Genomic DNA, 17,475 nt, shown 5'->3' with positions numbered 1-17,475 from the left:
ATTGAATAATATTTACACATAATTACATCTTGACAAAGTAAATAGATATTACTGAAACTATAACCCAAGCAATAATATTAATTAAAAAGGGTTTGTCCTCGATAAAAATATCTTCCGGACTTCCTCCAAAGTTTTTATTCATTATCAAATATTCATATCTAAATGTACCATATAGTACAAAGGGTACAGTCAAAATCATACCTTTATAATCAGTACCATTAATTACATAAAGCGCATATGTTATTATAGTAAGTGTCATTACAATTATAAGTATCTTATCTAAATACTCAATGGTATATTTAGAAAGTATAGTACGATGTATGCCTGCTTTTTCCCTCATGACAATCAACTCATTTTTTCTTTTAGCAAAACCTAAATATAAAGAGACTAAGGCAGTACATATCAAGAGCCAGTAGGATAATCTTACATCAATGACAATTGCACCTGATACAACTCTCAAAATAAACCCTATGGCTATAGTCATTACATCAACAATCATAATATTTTTTAACTTAAATGAGTATGCAATATTAATCAGAAAATATATGATAAGTATCACAGTTAATCTAACATTGATAAAGTAAGAAAAAACAATCGAAGAGATAAATAAACATAAAAGTATTACTATTGCTACACTCACAGATATCGTTCCTTTTGCAATAGGTCTTTTTCTTTTTTCAGGATGTCTTTTATCCTCGTTCACATCTACAATATCATTTAATATATACACACAAGAAGATATGAAACTAAACATAAAAAAAGTTAAAAAAGTAGAAAATAAAAGCTTAATATTGAAAAAGTTACCTGAAAAAATTATTGCAGCCGCAACAAATCCGTTTTTTATCCATTGCTTTATCCTACAAAGCTTAAAAACTTCATTAATTATGTTTACTTTTTCTTCTACATGTATATATTTCAAATTCATCAACGTGTCCTCCATCTGTTATAATGCTTCACAATTTTAGTTATAAAATGAACGAACAATGGACTTTTCTTTGTGATATACTGTGCATTCGATAAACTAGTAAGGAATTCCTCTGGGGAGTTAAAATCCTGCATTTTTATATAAGAATTGCCTATTTCGAACGGTGTATGAGCATCACTTCCCAAACCTTTCAAAATTTCTTTACTCTGTGCAAATTCAAATGCTTTAATGTTATCTTCATTATATACATTTCTCGAATTAAAGACTTCGATTATATCTGAAAGTTCACACACATCATATAGAACATCGGGTTTTAGCCTCTTTTTTCTAAGCCTATCAAATGGATGAGGAATATATACTATTCCATTTTGCTCTCGAATTTTTTTTATTGTATTGAATACATCCATATTAGGTTCAATCCACTGTTTAAGAAACAACCCTATTATTTCACCCTGTGCAGTATTTATCTCTTCACCAATAATTATTTTAATCTCGGTGTTCATATTTGAAATAATTTGGGCACCTCTTATAGAATCATGATCACATATAGCAATGCAATCAATATTTCTTTTTTTACATACTTTTAAAATTGATTCATAGCTACACAAACTATCTTTAGAGTCTATAGTATGAATATGCATGTCTACATTAATAACACCCATTATGCTGCATCCCTTCTTAAAACATCTAATAACATATACACAGATAGAATTTCATTATATTCGAAATATAATAGTATCATATTTAAAACGAATTTGTCTCACTAATATGCTTATTTGTTTTTATGAATATAGTCTTCTCTACCCCAGCGTACATTTTCCCTTATTATTTTTGCTGGATTACCTGCCACAATACAGTTAGAGGGTACCGATTTTGTCACTATTGAATGTGTACCAACAATACTATCGCTATCTATATTTACTCCCTTCAAGATTACTGCATATGACCCAATCCAAACTCTGTTATGTAAATAAACTGACTTTTGCATATTAATCCTTTCGTTAGTTTCAATATCATATATAGAATGCCAATCGCTTGTTCTTATTTCTATTCCCCAAGAAAGCATGCATTCTTCACCAATACTTATATTACTATCACATTCTACAGCAAAAAATAGGCAACCTAATATCGTTGTTCCTTTTCCTATCGATACTCTTGTATTATCACCTTGTAAAAAAACCTGTGTATTTTCTATTATAGTATTTTCATTAATTTTAAGACTTGAACAATTTGTATGTATTGAATCAGAAGACCTTACATTCACTCTTAGATTTTTTATGATAGAGTTCTCACAAATAATGATTTCATGGTTATCTCCTTTAACATCTAATTCACAACTCTCAATATTATTAGTTTTTATAATAACACTGTTGTTATTACCGGCAATGGATACTTGTAATTTATTCCAATCAATGTTTTCATTAGTTTCTACTGTATTGTTAATTCCAGTATCATATTTCATCGTAGGCCTCCTACAATAGCATTACATACATTAATTATATCATTTTATTTCTACAGCTATTTCAATGGTATTAGAACCTTTATCCTCAAACCATGCAACATTCTCCTGTATCATATCGAATTCTAATATATATCTGCCTGGATTGGAGGGTGTTAATATGTTAATATTAATATTTTGTATATCACCTGGCTTAATAGGACTTTCAAGATAGGTTCTTAATCCATCATGTATTACGACTTGTCCATATGAATCGAGCCAATGATATGATAAACCAATAGCATACTTGTTATTTTCTAAAAACTTGTTGTCCCATAAATAATTACTTATATTCTTTAGATTAGCACTTATTTGTATATTTGAATTAGGCCCAATTATCGTTGGTATATTTTCAATATTTAGGTCATATCTAAACCCTTCATCTGGCAATGGACTCATAGTGAACTGTGACATCTGATTTTTCTTAAAATTAATATACATTACCTTATCAGGATTTTTACTGAATTTTAGCAATAATTTATTATAATATTTTTTATCTATTACTTCAAACAATTTCGACATTTTTTGTAAACCCTTATAATCTGTCAATGCTTTCATAACATTTCCATTATTAATATAAACAATTGGAAACTTATCTGCATAAGTAGTATCCCCGATTGATAATACTCTTTCAGCAAATATTTCATAATCCGGTGAATAAATAAAAGGCATATTATTTAATATTGTTTTTGCAGGTGCTAACATTTCAACATGCGATAATTTAGGAATAAATCCTCCACCATGATAAACTATAAACCATGATAAAATTAAAGATATTGCAACTGCACTTTTAAATTTTTCTATATCTATATAAAGAATTACATAATATATAATTATAGGAATCATCCACACAGCATATCTATTTAAACCGGAGCACCCATGATTCCAATTAGATGTTTGTGCTGATAAAATAATCATAAGAAGTAAGCCGCCTGCAAAAATATAACTTAATATATCTTTTTTAAATAGTTTTCTTGTCAAAAGATAAATAAATAATATCAAAAGTATTGGCAGATATGGAAATATGCCCATATTTAGGTCAAATAACAAATCATATATTTTTTGAATGCTCACATACTTAATTCCTGCGGAGCCGACCTTCATGATTAAATTTGGAGTAGCATAATTACAATAGTAAAAAATGCTGGGTATTCCTGCTGGAATACATGAAATAATCATCAGGATTGCATCCTTAATTTTATAATCTTTTTTATATTGCTTAATAAAAAAGATTAAATATATAGCCATTAAAATTACTAATGGAGGATTTTGCATAGAAGCTATTGCAGAAAACAACATAGACAATTTTAACTTTTTTCTTGAAAACATTACCAATGATATGATAATAAGGCTGTATGTAACAACTTCCGGGTGAGTCCATCTTAAATACCAAATGATTGGATTTACAGCTAGCATTAAAACCAATATCTTCTTCTTTTTTTCATCAAATTCTGTATAAAGATATGTAATCCATAATGAAATAATATAGAATATAGCATTGGTTATTTGAAAACTCTTAAGAGTATTAATATCAAATAACTTTAATACCAACTTTACAGGAAGAACCACTAAAGGATATCCGAAAAAATGATAAGAATACATTTTTCCCGACAATGATTCAAAAAAACCTGAGTAAGCATCTGAATAAGGTACTATATTATTTTGATTTAATATTATCTGAGCATCCATTATATCTTGCGGGAGAACATCAGGTGTGAGATGATTTTCTAATGCTTGAAGCATATATATATATTCAAATCCATCACCATATCGCTCAGGGGAAACTATAATTATCATATTCACAAGAATGAAAACTGAAAATATTATTAATATAAATTTAAATGAATTCTTACTATAAATTAATTCAATAAATCTATTAACGTTTTTGTTAATAGGTGTAAATATTATTGTAAGTAAATATGTCACTAAAATGTTTACAATAAAACATAGCACCATTATTATATACCAGCTTACTTTTAGTTGTATAAGCTTGCTGGCTAATAAATAGATTACAGATCCTCCAAATCCTTGATACAAATATATGGTCAATGAGTTTCTGCCACTATAATTAAGAAATTTCAAAAAAACATTCTTTTTATATAAATTTTCGCACGGTAATTCAAAGTTCTTAATATATATTGATATAAAAATTGAAAACAACGAAATAATTAAATAAAAAACTGATGGTGGAAATTTATTTGATTGAACATCAAAACTTCCATAATAGCCTAAATAAAGTAGAAATATAAATAATAATCCGAGTATAATAATTAGAAATTCTTTTAAAGCAATATACTTATCACTAAAATACATACCAAGAATGAAAAATAATATATAAAAAGTAAAGTATCTTAATGTAACATTAGTGTAAATATTTAAGTTCTGAATATTAATACTGGTAAATGTAAATATTGCATTCATCAGTATTAATATAATTATAGTAAATATAAATAGGCTGTTATTTTTGATTAATTTCTGAAATATTGGAGTTATAGAATAGATAACAAAATATACTGGTAAAAACCACATACTCCCCATCACAACATGCCATCCGAGAGAATCAAAACTTTTTAAAGTTAACCAATTGTATATAGTCACTCTAGGTACACTAACCTTATCAAATAAAAAAAGAAGAGCTATTAGAAAAAATATCATAATCACATATGGTATATAATTTGATATTATTCTTTTAACAATATCACTAAACTTATATTCCTTATAACTAACTGACCAACCTGATAAAAAAATAAATAGGGGTATATCAATTAGCAATGCGATATCTCTAATTAAGTCATAAGGAATGTACATTTGCCCACTCCACCAAACTGTATGAATTAAGATGATATTTATAATAGCAAAACCTCTAATAATATCGATCAAGCTATTTCTTTTGTTAATTAATTCCACAACACTCAACTCCAGAAAAATTATAAATCGTTTTATATCAACATTAATTATCAAGCACTTTTATTTGATAAAAATATTATCTTCGAATATTTAGCGAAATCACACATATAGATTACTTATATAATCTTTATAGGTCATTTTGATACCTGTTCTTAAATCGATGCTAGCTTTCCATCCAAGATTATTCAATTTAGAAACATCCAATAATTTTCTTGGTGTCCCATCAGGTTTCGTCCTGTCATATGCTATTTTACCCGTAAAACCAACAACATCTGAAATAAGCAGCGCCAATTCATTTATTGATATGTCATTACCCACACCTATATTTACTGTTTCACTACCTGAATAATTTTGCATCAAAAATAAACATGCATCTGTCAGATCATCAACATGTAAAAATTCCCTTTTAGGAGTTCCACTGCCCCATATTTCTACATATTTGCTTTTATTGAACTTAGCTTCATAGAATTTTCTAATTAAAGCAGGAAGGACGTGAGATGTTTGCAGGTCATAATTGTCATTGGGTCCATATAGATTAGTCGGCATTACGCTTATAAAATCAGTCCCATACTGCTTATTATAATATTCACACATTTTAAGACCAGAAATTTTCGCTATGGCATAAGCCTCATTAGTTTTTTCCAGGTACCCACCAAGCAAATATTCCTCCTTAATTGGCTGTTCAGCCCTTCTTGGATATATACACGAACTTCCTAGGAAAAGCAGCTTTTTGACTTCGAATTTATATGCACTATGAATAATATTGGTTTCAATCATAAGATTGTCATAAATAAACTCCGCGGGATATATATTATTTGCAACTATACCGCCTACCTTGGCAGCAGCTAAAAAAACATATTCCGGTTTTTCATATTCAAAGAATTCCTCGACTTCAGATTGCCTTCTTAAATCCAATTCAGCAGAAGTCTTATTTATTATATTATTATATCCGTCTATTTTTAATCTTCTTATAATTGCTGAACCAACCATACCCCTATGTCCGGCCACATATATCTTACTACCAATATTCATCCTACTTCTCCCAATAATAATATTAATCAAATGCGCATCTTATATATTTCTCATTTTTAACAAGCTTCATATCTTCCCATATCATTTCAGATACCATATCATTAAAGCTTGTTTTCCTTGGATTCCATCCCAGTAATTCTCTGGCTTTCGTAGGATCACCAAGTAATTGTTCAACCTCTGTGGGCCTGAAATACTTAGGATCTACTTCTACAATAACTCTTCCAGTAGCTTTATCTATTCCTCGTTCATCTACACCTTTTCCTTGCCATTCAAGCTGAATTCCCGCTTCCTCAAAAGCGAGTGTACAAAATTCCCTTACAGTATGCATCTCACCTGTAGCTATCACAAAATCTTCTGGTTTATCGTACTGGAGCATAAGCCACATACACTCTACATAATCTCTCGCGTGGCCCCAATCTCTTAATGAATCAAGATTACCCAAATACAATTTCTTCTGTTTGCCTTGGACTATCCTTGCTGCTGCTAGTGTAATCTTCCTGGTAACAAATGTCTCACCTCTGCGTGGAGATTCATGGTTAAAGAGTATCCCATTCACAGCAAACATATTATATGCTTCTCTATAATTCTTCATAATCCAAAATCCATACATTTTTGCAACTCCATATGGGCTTCTTGGATAGAAAGGAGTTGTTTCTTTTTGTGGCACTTCCTGAACTAAACCAAATAATTCAGAAGTGGAAGCCTGATAAATTTTAGTTTTTTCTATCATCCCAAGTAGTCTGACAGCTTCAAGAATTCGCAAAGTACCGATTCCATCAGCGTTAGCTGTATATTCGGGAGTTTCAAATGATACTTTTACATGGGATTGTGCTGCTAGATTATATATCTCATCCGGCTTTACATTTTGGATAAGAGATATAATATTAGTTGAATCAGTCATATCTCCATAATGCAAATATACTTTTCTCTTTTGGTGCATATCTTCTATAAGCTCATCAATGTATAAATGCTCAATCCTGCTTGTATTAAAAGACGAACTACGCCTTATTACTCCATGTACTTCATATCCTTTTTCTATAAGTAATTCCGCAAGGTAAGAACCATCTTGACCAGTTATACCTGTTATAAGTGCTTTTTTCATTTTGTTCCCCCTATCTCCATCTCACTTTACCCTGTATTTGCCTTACAAATGCTTTATATAACTCATTTACAATTATTGATGGGTTTTTATAATTTTGTTTTATTAGCTGCTTTAAAGATTCATAAATTACTTTTTTATTACTGTAATCAGGATTATCATAAAAAATCTTTGATTTAATCCAGCTCAAAGGTATATATCCATAATGTTCATACAATATTTTTTGTGCTTCTGCGTATACCTCACAATGTCTACTCAACGTCTTATTTTCAGGATATATTCTTGAAGATGCAAGTATATCATTTAAATAAGCAAACTTATATTTTTTACCCATGCGTATCCATAGTTCATAATCCAGGCATAAATGCAATGACTCGTCAAGATATCCTATATCCTCTATAACTGACTTTCTAAAAAAAACAGTTGGTTGACAAATATAACATCTATCAGCCAATCTTTTATAATCGAAAGATTCAGTTGGATATTCTCCTGTAACTTTATCATAAATATCGATAAAATATGCATTACCGTAAATAACATCATAATTATTAGTATTAAAAAATTCTACAACTTTCTTTATAGTATCCGGCATATAAGTATCATCTGAATTCAACCAACCAATAATATCACCATTAGCAATTTTTATACCTTTATTCACAGCATTTGCTTGTCCATTATCTGTTTCTGATACATATTTAAGTTTTGAATTATAACTCTTAAGTATATTTAATGTATTATCAGTTGAACTGCCGTCAACTACTATATATTCAATACCATTATAATTTTGACATAGAACACTTTCTATAGTCCTCTGTATATATTTTGCCTGATTATACGATGGGGTGATTATAGAAACGATAGATTTTTGTACATTGCTAACATTCATTTTTTTTTGCACCTTCTAACCCGACTGTATAGACCTGCCTACCTTAATATCCTAGATTTCTTATACATTTCAACAATACCATACGGCAAAACATACTTCAGTATTTTCTTAATCGTCAAATTTCCTAATTTTGATTTTATATCAATATTATTGTTATCATCGATAAAATGACCTAAAATATCTGAAGTAACATAACCAAAATGTCTCATTTTATCTAATAGATACTTTTTTTGCTCTACAGTATAAATATCGTTTTGGATAATACTTTCTAAATTTTTTATTATTACATCGCCTAACTTAAATTCATGCATAAACTCTACTAATGATTTAATTTGCTCATCAGTGAGTGTGGTATGAAATTCTTTTAAAATAAGTGCCACTTCTTTTAATGTATTTTCACGTTCAATACTGGATAAACCAGCAGATTCATAATAATGAATTGGTTTTTTTATCATACAACCTTTAAGATTTTTATTTGTAACGAGCAATAATTGCATCTTAAAGTCAGCTGCTATTCTATAACTTTCATCATAATGACCTATTACTTCATATGCACACCTACTAATAAACATTGTACCATGATTACATGGGTTTTGGGCAAAAAGTGCTACCTCATCAAAATGCTTCAGTTCGTAAATGCCTATTAAACTTCCATCTTCGTTTATAACATATTCCTCTGCTCCAGAATAATCAGCACTGCTATTTAATATCTCTTTAATAGAAAACTCTACTGCATCCTCTGTATACCAATCATCAGAATTCAAAATACCAATATAATCTCCGAAACTTAATGCCAAACCTTTATTAATTGCATTATATATACCCTCGTCCGGTTCCGAAACATAATAATCTATAGTGTCTTCATAGTTCTTTATTACATCTAATGTTCCGTCTGTACTGCCTCCATCTACAATCACATATTCTATATTATCATACGTTTGGTTTAAAACAGATTTAATAGCTCGTTCAATTTTATTTTTTCTATTAAATACAACTGTAATTATAGTAACTAGCGGTTTATTTGTATATGAGGTTTTATATTTCCCTTTTAACCTTAATCCCCCTTGGATACAATTGTTATTTTTATCCACACTTACCTGCAGATATCTGCCACAAATCGACCCCAGAGAAACTACAATAGGTGTATCAGATACAAACTCTAATTTAGAAGCAGAACGCTCATTTTCATTAAAAGTAAATGCGTTGACGTGCCTTTTTTTTATCTTTTTATATTTATCCCATATTGGCATTATTATTAAACCCATTTTACTGTTACCAATATATCGCTTTAGTCTTCTAAAAGATTTATCTATTTCCGTTATATTTGTTTTTTCATGAATGGTATTGGAGTTCACAGTACTACTTAAGGCTAACTCATCATAATTAGCCCCATTTTGATAATATTTCAAGTAAACTTTATCTCTCGGTTGGATTATAAAATCAATTATTTTTTCTTCTTCTTTTTTCCAGTCTTCATAACCTTTCTCTATACTAAGTCGTGCCATTGAACTTATTTTATCTATATCGCTAAAATTTAATGGTTTTAGATTCTTCAAATCATATAATAATCCGTTAACCCCATTTAAGATATATTCGTTCATAGTACCATAATCAGGTGATACAACGCATCTTCCCATCGCCATTGCTTCTAGAAATGCCATACCTATTCCTTCAGAAGGCCGCGGCGCAAAATAAACCTGTGCATCAAGAATTTTTTTATAATATTCATCCTTATTATCAAACCAATCTGAAAAAGTTATATTATATTTCGCTATATCTTTTTTACTTGGATAGAAAGGCTTAAACCCTGGATCAGTTGCCATGTGTATATGTATTGATGAAAAATTAGCATTACTAATTAGTAATTTTAAAGTTTCCCAATTTATATTATCAGGCATCCTTTGCCAAAAAAAACCTTTTAAGTCACCATTAGTAGGTCCATATGCAAATTTAAAAGGTTCTGGAAAATACTTAACATATTTACTTGCTAATCCATGACTCAAAGCTGCATAATGTAAAGCTTTTGAAAAACATAAAAATTTAACTCCCGAATAATCTTTCCAAAACCAGCGATTATGATGAAGTAATTGATCATTCCCAAATGAATCAAGCATAGGCAGGTAAGTTATATTAACCGGCATTTGATAATAAGGTTTAGAAGCTGTTGCCGATAATTGATGGAAAACAAAGGCATCGTATTTATCAATAAGGTCATCTAAAACAATTGGTCTCCCCCCCTTCCACGAATCATCCCATATATATTCCACAGTTAAACCATTCCTCTGAAGAATATCCACAAAAAATTGTGATGATAGAGTTTTTTTATGAAATGAATGATCGATGTAACCTATTTTCATAAATAGTCTCCTTATTTTAAATCAAAGATGTCTACTAAAACTGAACTATTCCTTTCAATTGAAAGAATATCACCAAAGTAGCTCCGTATATTATCGGAAGTAGAATTATAAAAAATACTATCTTCCAAAAGTTTATTTATTAATTCAGCAAATTGCACAGGGTCATCTGAAACTAAACAACCATTTTTAAACTTATCTGGAAAACCATCAACGCCTCTTGATGTGCATACTACTGGTATGCCATAACTCATGGCTTCGACCACTTTTACTTTCATACCAGTGCCATTTAATAAAGGACATATTGCAATCTTAGTTCTTGAATACAGACTGTGTAAATCCTTTGCAAAATCTATTTTTATGACATTAGTATAATGTTTTTTTACATGTTCTGTTACTTTCCCTACTATATAAATATTAATTTCTGAATTTAGATTTGGCAATACACATTCCAGGAACCAATTTACTCCCTCTATATTATATTTATTGTCATAACCCAAAAACAAAATATCTACATCATTTTTTAAATCTAAATCTTTTTCTTCACGATTTACTAAGTGAGGAAGAAAGTAAAAACTTTTATCAGTCATCAGCTTTTCAAAAAAAACTTTTTCATCATAAGAAATACATATTATATCATCGAAATATCCTAATCTCTTTAGCTCACTGTTTAGCGGTCCTCCAACTTCATTACTATAGTTAGAGACATAATGCCCTACTGATAAAAAGTCCTCCATAAAGTAAATTTTTCTTGACTTGTCATTAATATTATTTAATAATTCTCCAGTATATAAATAGAACATGACTATATAATCATATTTATTATTTAATATATACTTAAATTGTTCTTTGAATTTTGGAGTGACCCAATCATCCAAATCTATAGTTTCTTTAACATTGAATATTCTCTCTAAAATTGTTCTTCTTGTTTTCAATTTTTTGCTAAAAATTCTTGTTTCATAAAAATCATAAAGATATAGATTGTCAATAATCCCTTCTTGATTATACAAACTGAAGCTATCAAATGTTGTACTTACAAAATTTTTGCATGCAAATAAATCAATTGAACAATTGTTCTCTTTAAGAAACTCTGCAATTTTATATACCCTGTTATTAGTACCCATATTACGTTCTAAAAAATTATGAGGATATATCAACAACACATTTTTCATATTTTCACCTACTAATCATAGTATTGAATATTAAAATCCATACTTTTTTTTCTGATAATATCGCACTATTGCATAAGGCAATATAAACTTTACAAACTTTTTAGTTAACTTCCAAAAAATCCTAATTGGATATGTGATCAGCCAAGACCTTGATTTATAAACACTATTTAATTCTGCTGATACTGTATTTCTTTCTTGTGCTAGTTTCTTATTTTCAATTTTTAAAGCCTCGAGTTCTCCTATAATATTTTCCTGTTCAGCTTTTAATAAATTATGTTCTTGCCTTGACTTTTCTTGTTCCAGTATTAAAATATCCAGTTCTTGTCTCAACTTCTCTTGATACGCTATTAGTTTATTACGCTCCTGTCTCATATTCTCTTGATACACTATTAGTTTATTACGCTCCTGTCTTAATCTCTCTTGCTCTTCTATTGCTGTATCTCGCTCTTGTTTCACTTTTTTAAATTCTAATATTGAATTGTCCCACTCTTGTCTTAAAACCTCCCGCTCCGCCATAACCGAATCACGTTCTTGCATTAAATTTTCTTGAGTTATAATGCTTACATTTCTCTCATTTTCTAAATTGTACAATTCATTTTGGATATCTTTACTGACACTGCAAATGAAAGGTGATAAACCTATGGCTACCTCAGGGAAAATATAAGGTATATGCTGATTTATATGCTCAGTTCTTTTCCTATCTGTTACCGATATTTCTTGGAATAATGTATTATAATTCTTTGCCTGTATTTCGAGTCTATATTTGTCCAAGATTAAACTGCGACAATCTTCTTGCATATTATATTTCAAAGCCTTTGAAATATAATATGCAAGTTTTTCTGAATCATATAATGGACATAAATAACCATTTACATTATTTATTATTGTATCGCTCATACCACCTGTATCAAATGCAACAACAGGTGTACCGCAAGACATACTCTCCAACATCAAGTTAGGCAAGTTATCTTCTAATGAAGGTAGTACTAATACATCAGAAGCTGAATATATCATTGAAAGTTTCTCGTCGCTTTCAACATAGCCAATGCTTTTATAGGGAACATTCATATCATCCAATAAAGGTGATGAATGACCAAAAGTTAATATACAAAGCTCATTTCTTTCTAATAAACCTTGTATATATTCATCTTTTTTAAGTATATTAATTGATTTTAATAACTCATGTAAGCCTTTTCTTCTTTCTTTTAAGTCTTGAGCTCCAAATAAAATCAATTTTGTATTTGCAGTAAATCCTAATTCTTTTTTGGCAAAGCTTTTACCATAGGGCTCATATATATCTGTTTCTAAAGAATTAGGGATCACTTCAATCCGGTTCTTTTTAAAAACCGTGCTCTCTCTTGCGCATTTTGCCATCCATTTACTTGGAGTTACAACAATAATATCATTGGGTAAATATTTAACTTTAGCCTCCAGTATCGATTTCGTGATATTAAATTTATTCTCTACTAACTGAGGGCACTCTGAACAATCATTTTTGTACCTATCACATCCGTGAGCATAATGGCACGCACCTGTCATAGGATTTTGGTCATGTAATGTCCATACAATTGGTTTGTTATAAGTAGTTCTCATGTAAAGAATTGCTTCCAATGAAATGAACATTGAAATCCAATGTAGGTTTATAATATCAAAATCTTTAATCATATTTAAAAAATCAAATCCAATACTTGGGTACATGATTGAACTAATTGTATTCCCATCTTTAATATTGTTTATGAAATGCTTCATAGTTAAGTTGTCAAAAAGCCTATTATTGATTTCATTTGAAATAACTTGTACTACATTGCTATCCTGTACGGACTTCTGCCTAACGAATAATTTACTATCTACACCAATCAAATTTAATCCTTTATTTAACCTTAGGGCAGCCTTACCTGCACCGCCATTATCATGAGTATTAAAAAGGGCGATTTTCATTTAGCTTACCTCTCATTTATAGTTTAGTCGTAATATTAAATATCTAATAGATCAGATAAAGCTTCTTTTCTTCCTAGAATATCTTTCATACGTATCATACGATTAATTTTCTTCTTTTCATCAAGATAGGATTTAATTTTACCACCAGTTGTATAATCTATTGCAATGTAATTACTGTTAATATTATCGCTGAACACCACTGAATGGAACCTCATACATAAATTAAATTTTGAACTTTTCATGGCTTCAATAGTATTTTCAACCGTAGATAATCTTTTTTCAACATAGTATTCTCTATTTTTAAAATATTTTGAAGTAAATTCAATATTAAAATCCCTGTCGTCATTTCCTATCACAAAATTATGCATAGCATAAAAATAAGGTATCATATTCATCTTATCACACATGTATATAATATTTGATGCTAATCCTTCTTCAAAATCATTTTTAAATTTTATAAATTCTTCATAATTCATATCTGCTCTGTATTCATAGGTTAGCTCTCTTAAAAAGCAAGCCAGCTTTTGGTGTTCTTTTTCTACAATTATATCCTCAGAGATTTTATTAATATATTTGCACGCTGGATCATCAATTTTCAATAATAATTTACTTCTTCCTATCAATTGTTCTGCTTGTTCTATGGATTTGGAATCCCTTAAATAGATTTTATCTGCCAAAGTTAATATTTCTCTGACAGCTTCTCTTTTTTCCCCGGTGTATATAGGTCCTATTCCACAACCTAAAATTGTTGTTTTGCTGGAATTATCTTTTGCGATTTTAAAAGCCCATTCTATTAACGACAATTCGTCCAATTCCATCAAAGGACCGCCACCAACAACAACTTCATCTACCATTGAAGAATATTTTAAATACTGCTCACTGTAAACTGGAATTACAATTGCATTTATATTTAATTCTTTAATCGTTCGTTCTGTTACAAAAGGATATAATGAACTAATATAGATTTTTATATCATTTCCATAGTTATTTATATAAGAATCGACTATTCCACCTAGAATAGCTTTATCGCCAACAGTCTCGGTTCCATACCATCCAACGATAAGTATCGAATAATTGCTTATTGTTTCAATATGTCCTTCTACTTTATAACTATTTTTATGATTGTTATAAGAATTGATACTAATTAATTCCCTATATTTTTTTTCATTAGCATATATTTCTAATAATTTAGCTGAAGGTTCAGAATGATAATCATGTATGCAATTATCACAATATTTCTCTTGTATATCTCTTAAAACCTTTCTGTTTTTAATATAAATCTTTATACCTGATTCTTTAGTAATACTTCCTATAATAGGAGATTTTGGAGCACAATATGCGATTTCACCATGACAATTCAGGTTAATAGCCTGTCTATTTTTATATGGGCATTCTATAAGCCTTTTACCACCCTGCAGCATATGTTTAATATTTCTATAAGTGTTTATTATTATTGGATCTTTTTCATACTTGAACTCTAATTTGCTGAAAAACAATAGTAATTGATAAATTTCATCATCATCAAAATTTCTGATATATGTATTATCTTTCAAATCGTTATAAAGCCTTTTTATAAATTCTGCTACTCGAAATCTTCCATAAATGTTGTTATTCATTAAGAAAAATAAAAGCTCATCCAAGTTCCACACATTATTTTTAGTAATAGTAGTACCTGTCAAGACGCTTATTCTTTTATCTTTTAGCCACTCAAGCATATTTAGAACTTTTTCATAGCTTCCTTCTATTCCTCTATTATTATCATGTATTTTATCCAAACCATCCAATGACAGCATCACAGAAAATTCTTTGTTATTTAATAAACACGTCAAATTTATTGCCTCAATTTGTTTTTTAATTTGTTCTGTTGCAAGTGAATTTGTAATTACACTTAATCCTTTTAAATTTTTTAATTGCCTTATAGAAACTTCAAAATAATCTGGGAGATTCGCTATAAGAGAAGGTTCCCCGCCTGTAATGCCAATATGTTCTACATTATTAAACAAAGAATCGCCTAATACTTTCTCAAATTCTTGAATATCCATATATCGGAAATCTTTTTGCTGCCATACATTGCACATTACACACTTTGAATTGCAATAATTATTTACCTGATAGTTAATTGCATTTATATGCGGCTCTATAACCTCATTCATTTTATTTTTATATTCCATATACTTTTTTACAAATCCGTAAGGCAAAATCCATTTTATAATTTTTCTAGGGGTAATTTTATATTTCATAATACACCTCAGGATTAACTTACTTCTATTTCAAATACATTAGAAGTAATATCAAGATCAACAAGCGAATTCATTAGTGAGTTTTCCCTCTCCATTATTCTAAATGCTATTACATCAATCTGCCTGTCTAAAAAGATTTCGTTATCTTTATCTATTGCTACAACTCCACATCTTAAAAAATATACACCTGACGTTAGTTTTGGTACAAATTCGAATTCAATATTAAGGATTGTACCCGACTTAATGAATGGTATACCCTGACCGGGATTAGCTGTTGCTGCACCACTTATATCAATACCTGTTTTAGTTTTAATTGTCATACCGAATCTTACATTATTACAATTAGTAAAAAATTCAACTTTATATGATAATGTATATCTTCTGCCAAATCTCAACACATTAATACTTTCACATTTAAAATTCATTATCTTATAGTCAAAAATCCTAGCTCCCATATTTTCATATATAATAGGATCAGTGTTGATAAGCCCTTCATCAAAATATTCTTCTTGACCCGGCTCCGAATCTATATCATTTGCAATATCTAGTGAATTATTAATAATTAATAATTGCTCATCATCAATTTGTTTTCCTTGGCCATTTTCACAAGAATTAGTCTTGATTATTTGTTCTTTTATTAGTGTTTTTTTCTCCATAGGTGCAAACAATAGCTTTTGATATAAATTAACTGCACGATTACTATTACCAATATAAATAATTTCACCTGCATCCAAAAGTATTGCTTTATCACATAGTTCTATAACCAAATTACCAGAATGTGAAACAAATATGATTGTTTTTCCTGCCTTCTTTAAGGAATCTATTTTAAAATAACACTTTCTCTGAAACAAATCATCTCCTACAGCTAATGCTTCATCAACAATAAGTATATCAGGGTCCACGTTAATAGCTACTGCAAATGCAAGGCGCACAAACATTCCGCTCGAATAAGTCTTTACCGGTTGATTGATAAAATCACCAATATCAGCAAATTCAATAATATCCGGTATCTTTTTCCCCATCTCTTCTTTGGTATACCCCATAATAGTTCCATTTAAGTATATATTTTCAATACCGGTGAATTCGGGATTAAAGCCCGCTCCAAGTTCAAGCAAAGCTGATATCTTGCCTTTAACTTCAATTAATCCTAATGTGGGATTTAAGACACCGGTTATTATTTTCAATAATGTGGATTTCCCGGAGCCATTTTTTCCTATGATCCCCACAGTCTCGCCTTTTTTTATTTCAAAAGATACATTTTTAAGTGCATAAAAATCTCTGTGATATTTCTTTTTAAATGGATGCAACGTTTCTTTTAGTCTGTCTATAGGATTATCATACAATTTATAAACTTTAGCTATATTCTTAATCTTTACAGCAATTTCATTTGACATAATTTCCTCACTTTTATATACTTCAAGTTT

General features: G+C 29.5%; 12 protein-coding genes. All 12 read right to left on the bottom strand.

Annotated features, from left to right (window positions below):
* Window positions 1-22: 22 nt before the first annotated feature.
* The 12 genes from OXPF_RS15460 to OXPF_RS15405 all read right to left on the bottom strand — a co-directional run bounded on the left by OXPF_RS15460 (window position 23) and on the right by OXPF_RS15405 (window position 17,445).
* Window positions 23-925, bottom strand: a complete 903-nt coding sequence (locus OXPF_RS15460) for a decaprenyl-phosphate phosphoribosyltransferase (RefSeq protein WP_054876118.1) — start codon at window positions 923-925, stop codon at window positions 23-25.
* On the bottom strand, window positions 925-1,587 hold the full coding sequence (locus tag OXPF_RS15455) for a PHP domain-containing protein (protein WP_054876117.1): 663 nt from the start codon (window positions 1,585-1,587) through the stop codon (window positions 925-927). The genes OXPF_RS15460 and OXPF_RS15455 overlap by 1 nt, the downstream gene beginning before the upstream one ends.
* A gap of 110 nt (window positions 1,588-1,697) precedes the next feature.
* Window positions 1,698-2,387, bottom strand: coding sequence for an acyltransferase (locus tag OXPF_RS15450; protein ID WP_054876116.1), 690 nt, complete (start codon window positions 2,385-2,387; stop codon window positions 1,698-1,700).
* Window positions 2,388-2,426: 39 nt separating this feature from the next.
* Entirely contained in the window at window positions 2,427-5,330 is a 2,904-nt protein-coding gene (locus OXPF_RS15445) for an acyltransferase family protein (RefSeq protein ID WP_160317236.1), read from the bottom strand.
* 99 nt (window positions 5,331-5,429) lie between these two features.
* Complete coding sequence (gene fcl, locus OXPF_RS15440; RefSeq protein ID WP_054876114.1) at window positions 5,430-6,362, bottom strand: GDP-L-fucose synthase; 933 nt, start codon at window positions 6,360-6,362, stop codon at window positions 5,430-5,432.
* 22 nt (window positions 6,363-6,384) lie between these two features.
* Window positions 6,385-7,464 (bottom strand): GDP-mannose 4,6-dehydratase, encoded by a 1,080-nt coding sequence (gene gmd, locus OXPF_RS15435; RefSeq protein WP_054876113.1) that lies wholly within the window; start codon window positions 7,462-7,464, stop codon window positions 6,385-6,387.
* Window positions 7,465-7,474: 10 nt separating this feature from the next.
* A complete protein-coding gene (locus OXPF_RS15430; protein ID WP_054876112.1) occupies window positions 7,475-8,347 on the bottom strand; it encodes a glycosyltransferase family 2 protein in 873 nt (290 codons plus the stop codon).
* A gap of 38 nt (window positions 8,348-8,385) precedes the next feature.
* Window positions 8,386-10,704, bottom strand: a complete 2,319-nt coding sequence (locus OXPF_RS15425; protein ID WP_054876111.1) for a glycosyltransferase — start codon at window positions 10,702-10,704, stop codon at window positions 8,386-8,388.
* 11 nt (window positions 10,705-10,715) lie between these two features.
* Window positions 10,716-11,873 carry a glycosyltransferase gene (locus OXPF_RS15420; protein ID WP_054876110.1) on the bottom strand — a complete coding sequence of 386 codons (1,158 nt, stop codon included), beginning with the start codon at window positions 11,871-11,873 and terminating at the stop codon, window positions 10,716-10,718.
* 30 nt (window positions 11,874-11,903) lie between these two features.
* Window positions 11,904-13,811 (bottom strand): glycosyltransferase, encoded by a 1,908-nt coding sequence (locus OXPF_RS15415; protein ID WP_054876109.1) that lies wholly within the window; start codon window positions 13,809-13,811, stop codon window positions 11,904-11,906.
* Window positions 13,812-13,846: 35 nt separating this feature from the next.
* Window positions 13,847-16,051 carry a polysaccharide pyruvyl transferase family protein gene (locus OXPF_RS15410; protein WP_054876108.1) on the bottom strand — a complete coding sequence of 735 codons (2,205 nt, stop codon included), beginning with the start codon at window positions 16,049-16,051 and terminating at the stop codon, window positions 13,847-13,849.
* A gap of 14 nt (window positions 16,052-16,065) precedes the next feature.
* A complete protein-coding gene (locus OXPF_RS15405) occupies window positions 16,066-17,445 on the bottom strand; it encodes an ABC transporter ATP-binding protein (RefSeq protein WP_054876107.1) in 1,380 nt (459 codons plus the stop codon).
* Window positions 17,446-17,475: the final 30 nt, after the last annotated feature.

The organism is Oxobacter pfennigii (genome assembly GCF_001317355.1).
In the GTDB taxonomy this organism is placed as follows: Bacteria; Bacillota; Clostridia; order Clostridiales; family Oxobacteraceae; genus Oxobacter; species Oxobacter pfennigii.
Note: the sequence above shows the minus strand (reverse complement) of the source record. Positions and strands in the feature narration are given on the sequence as shown.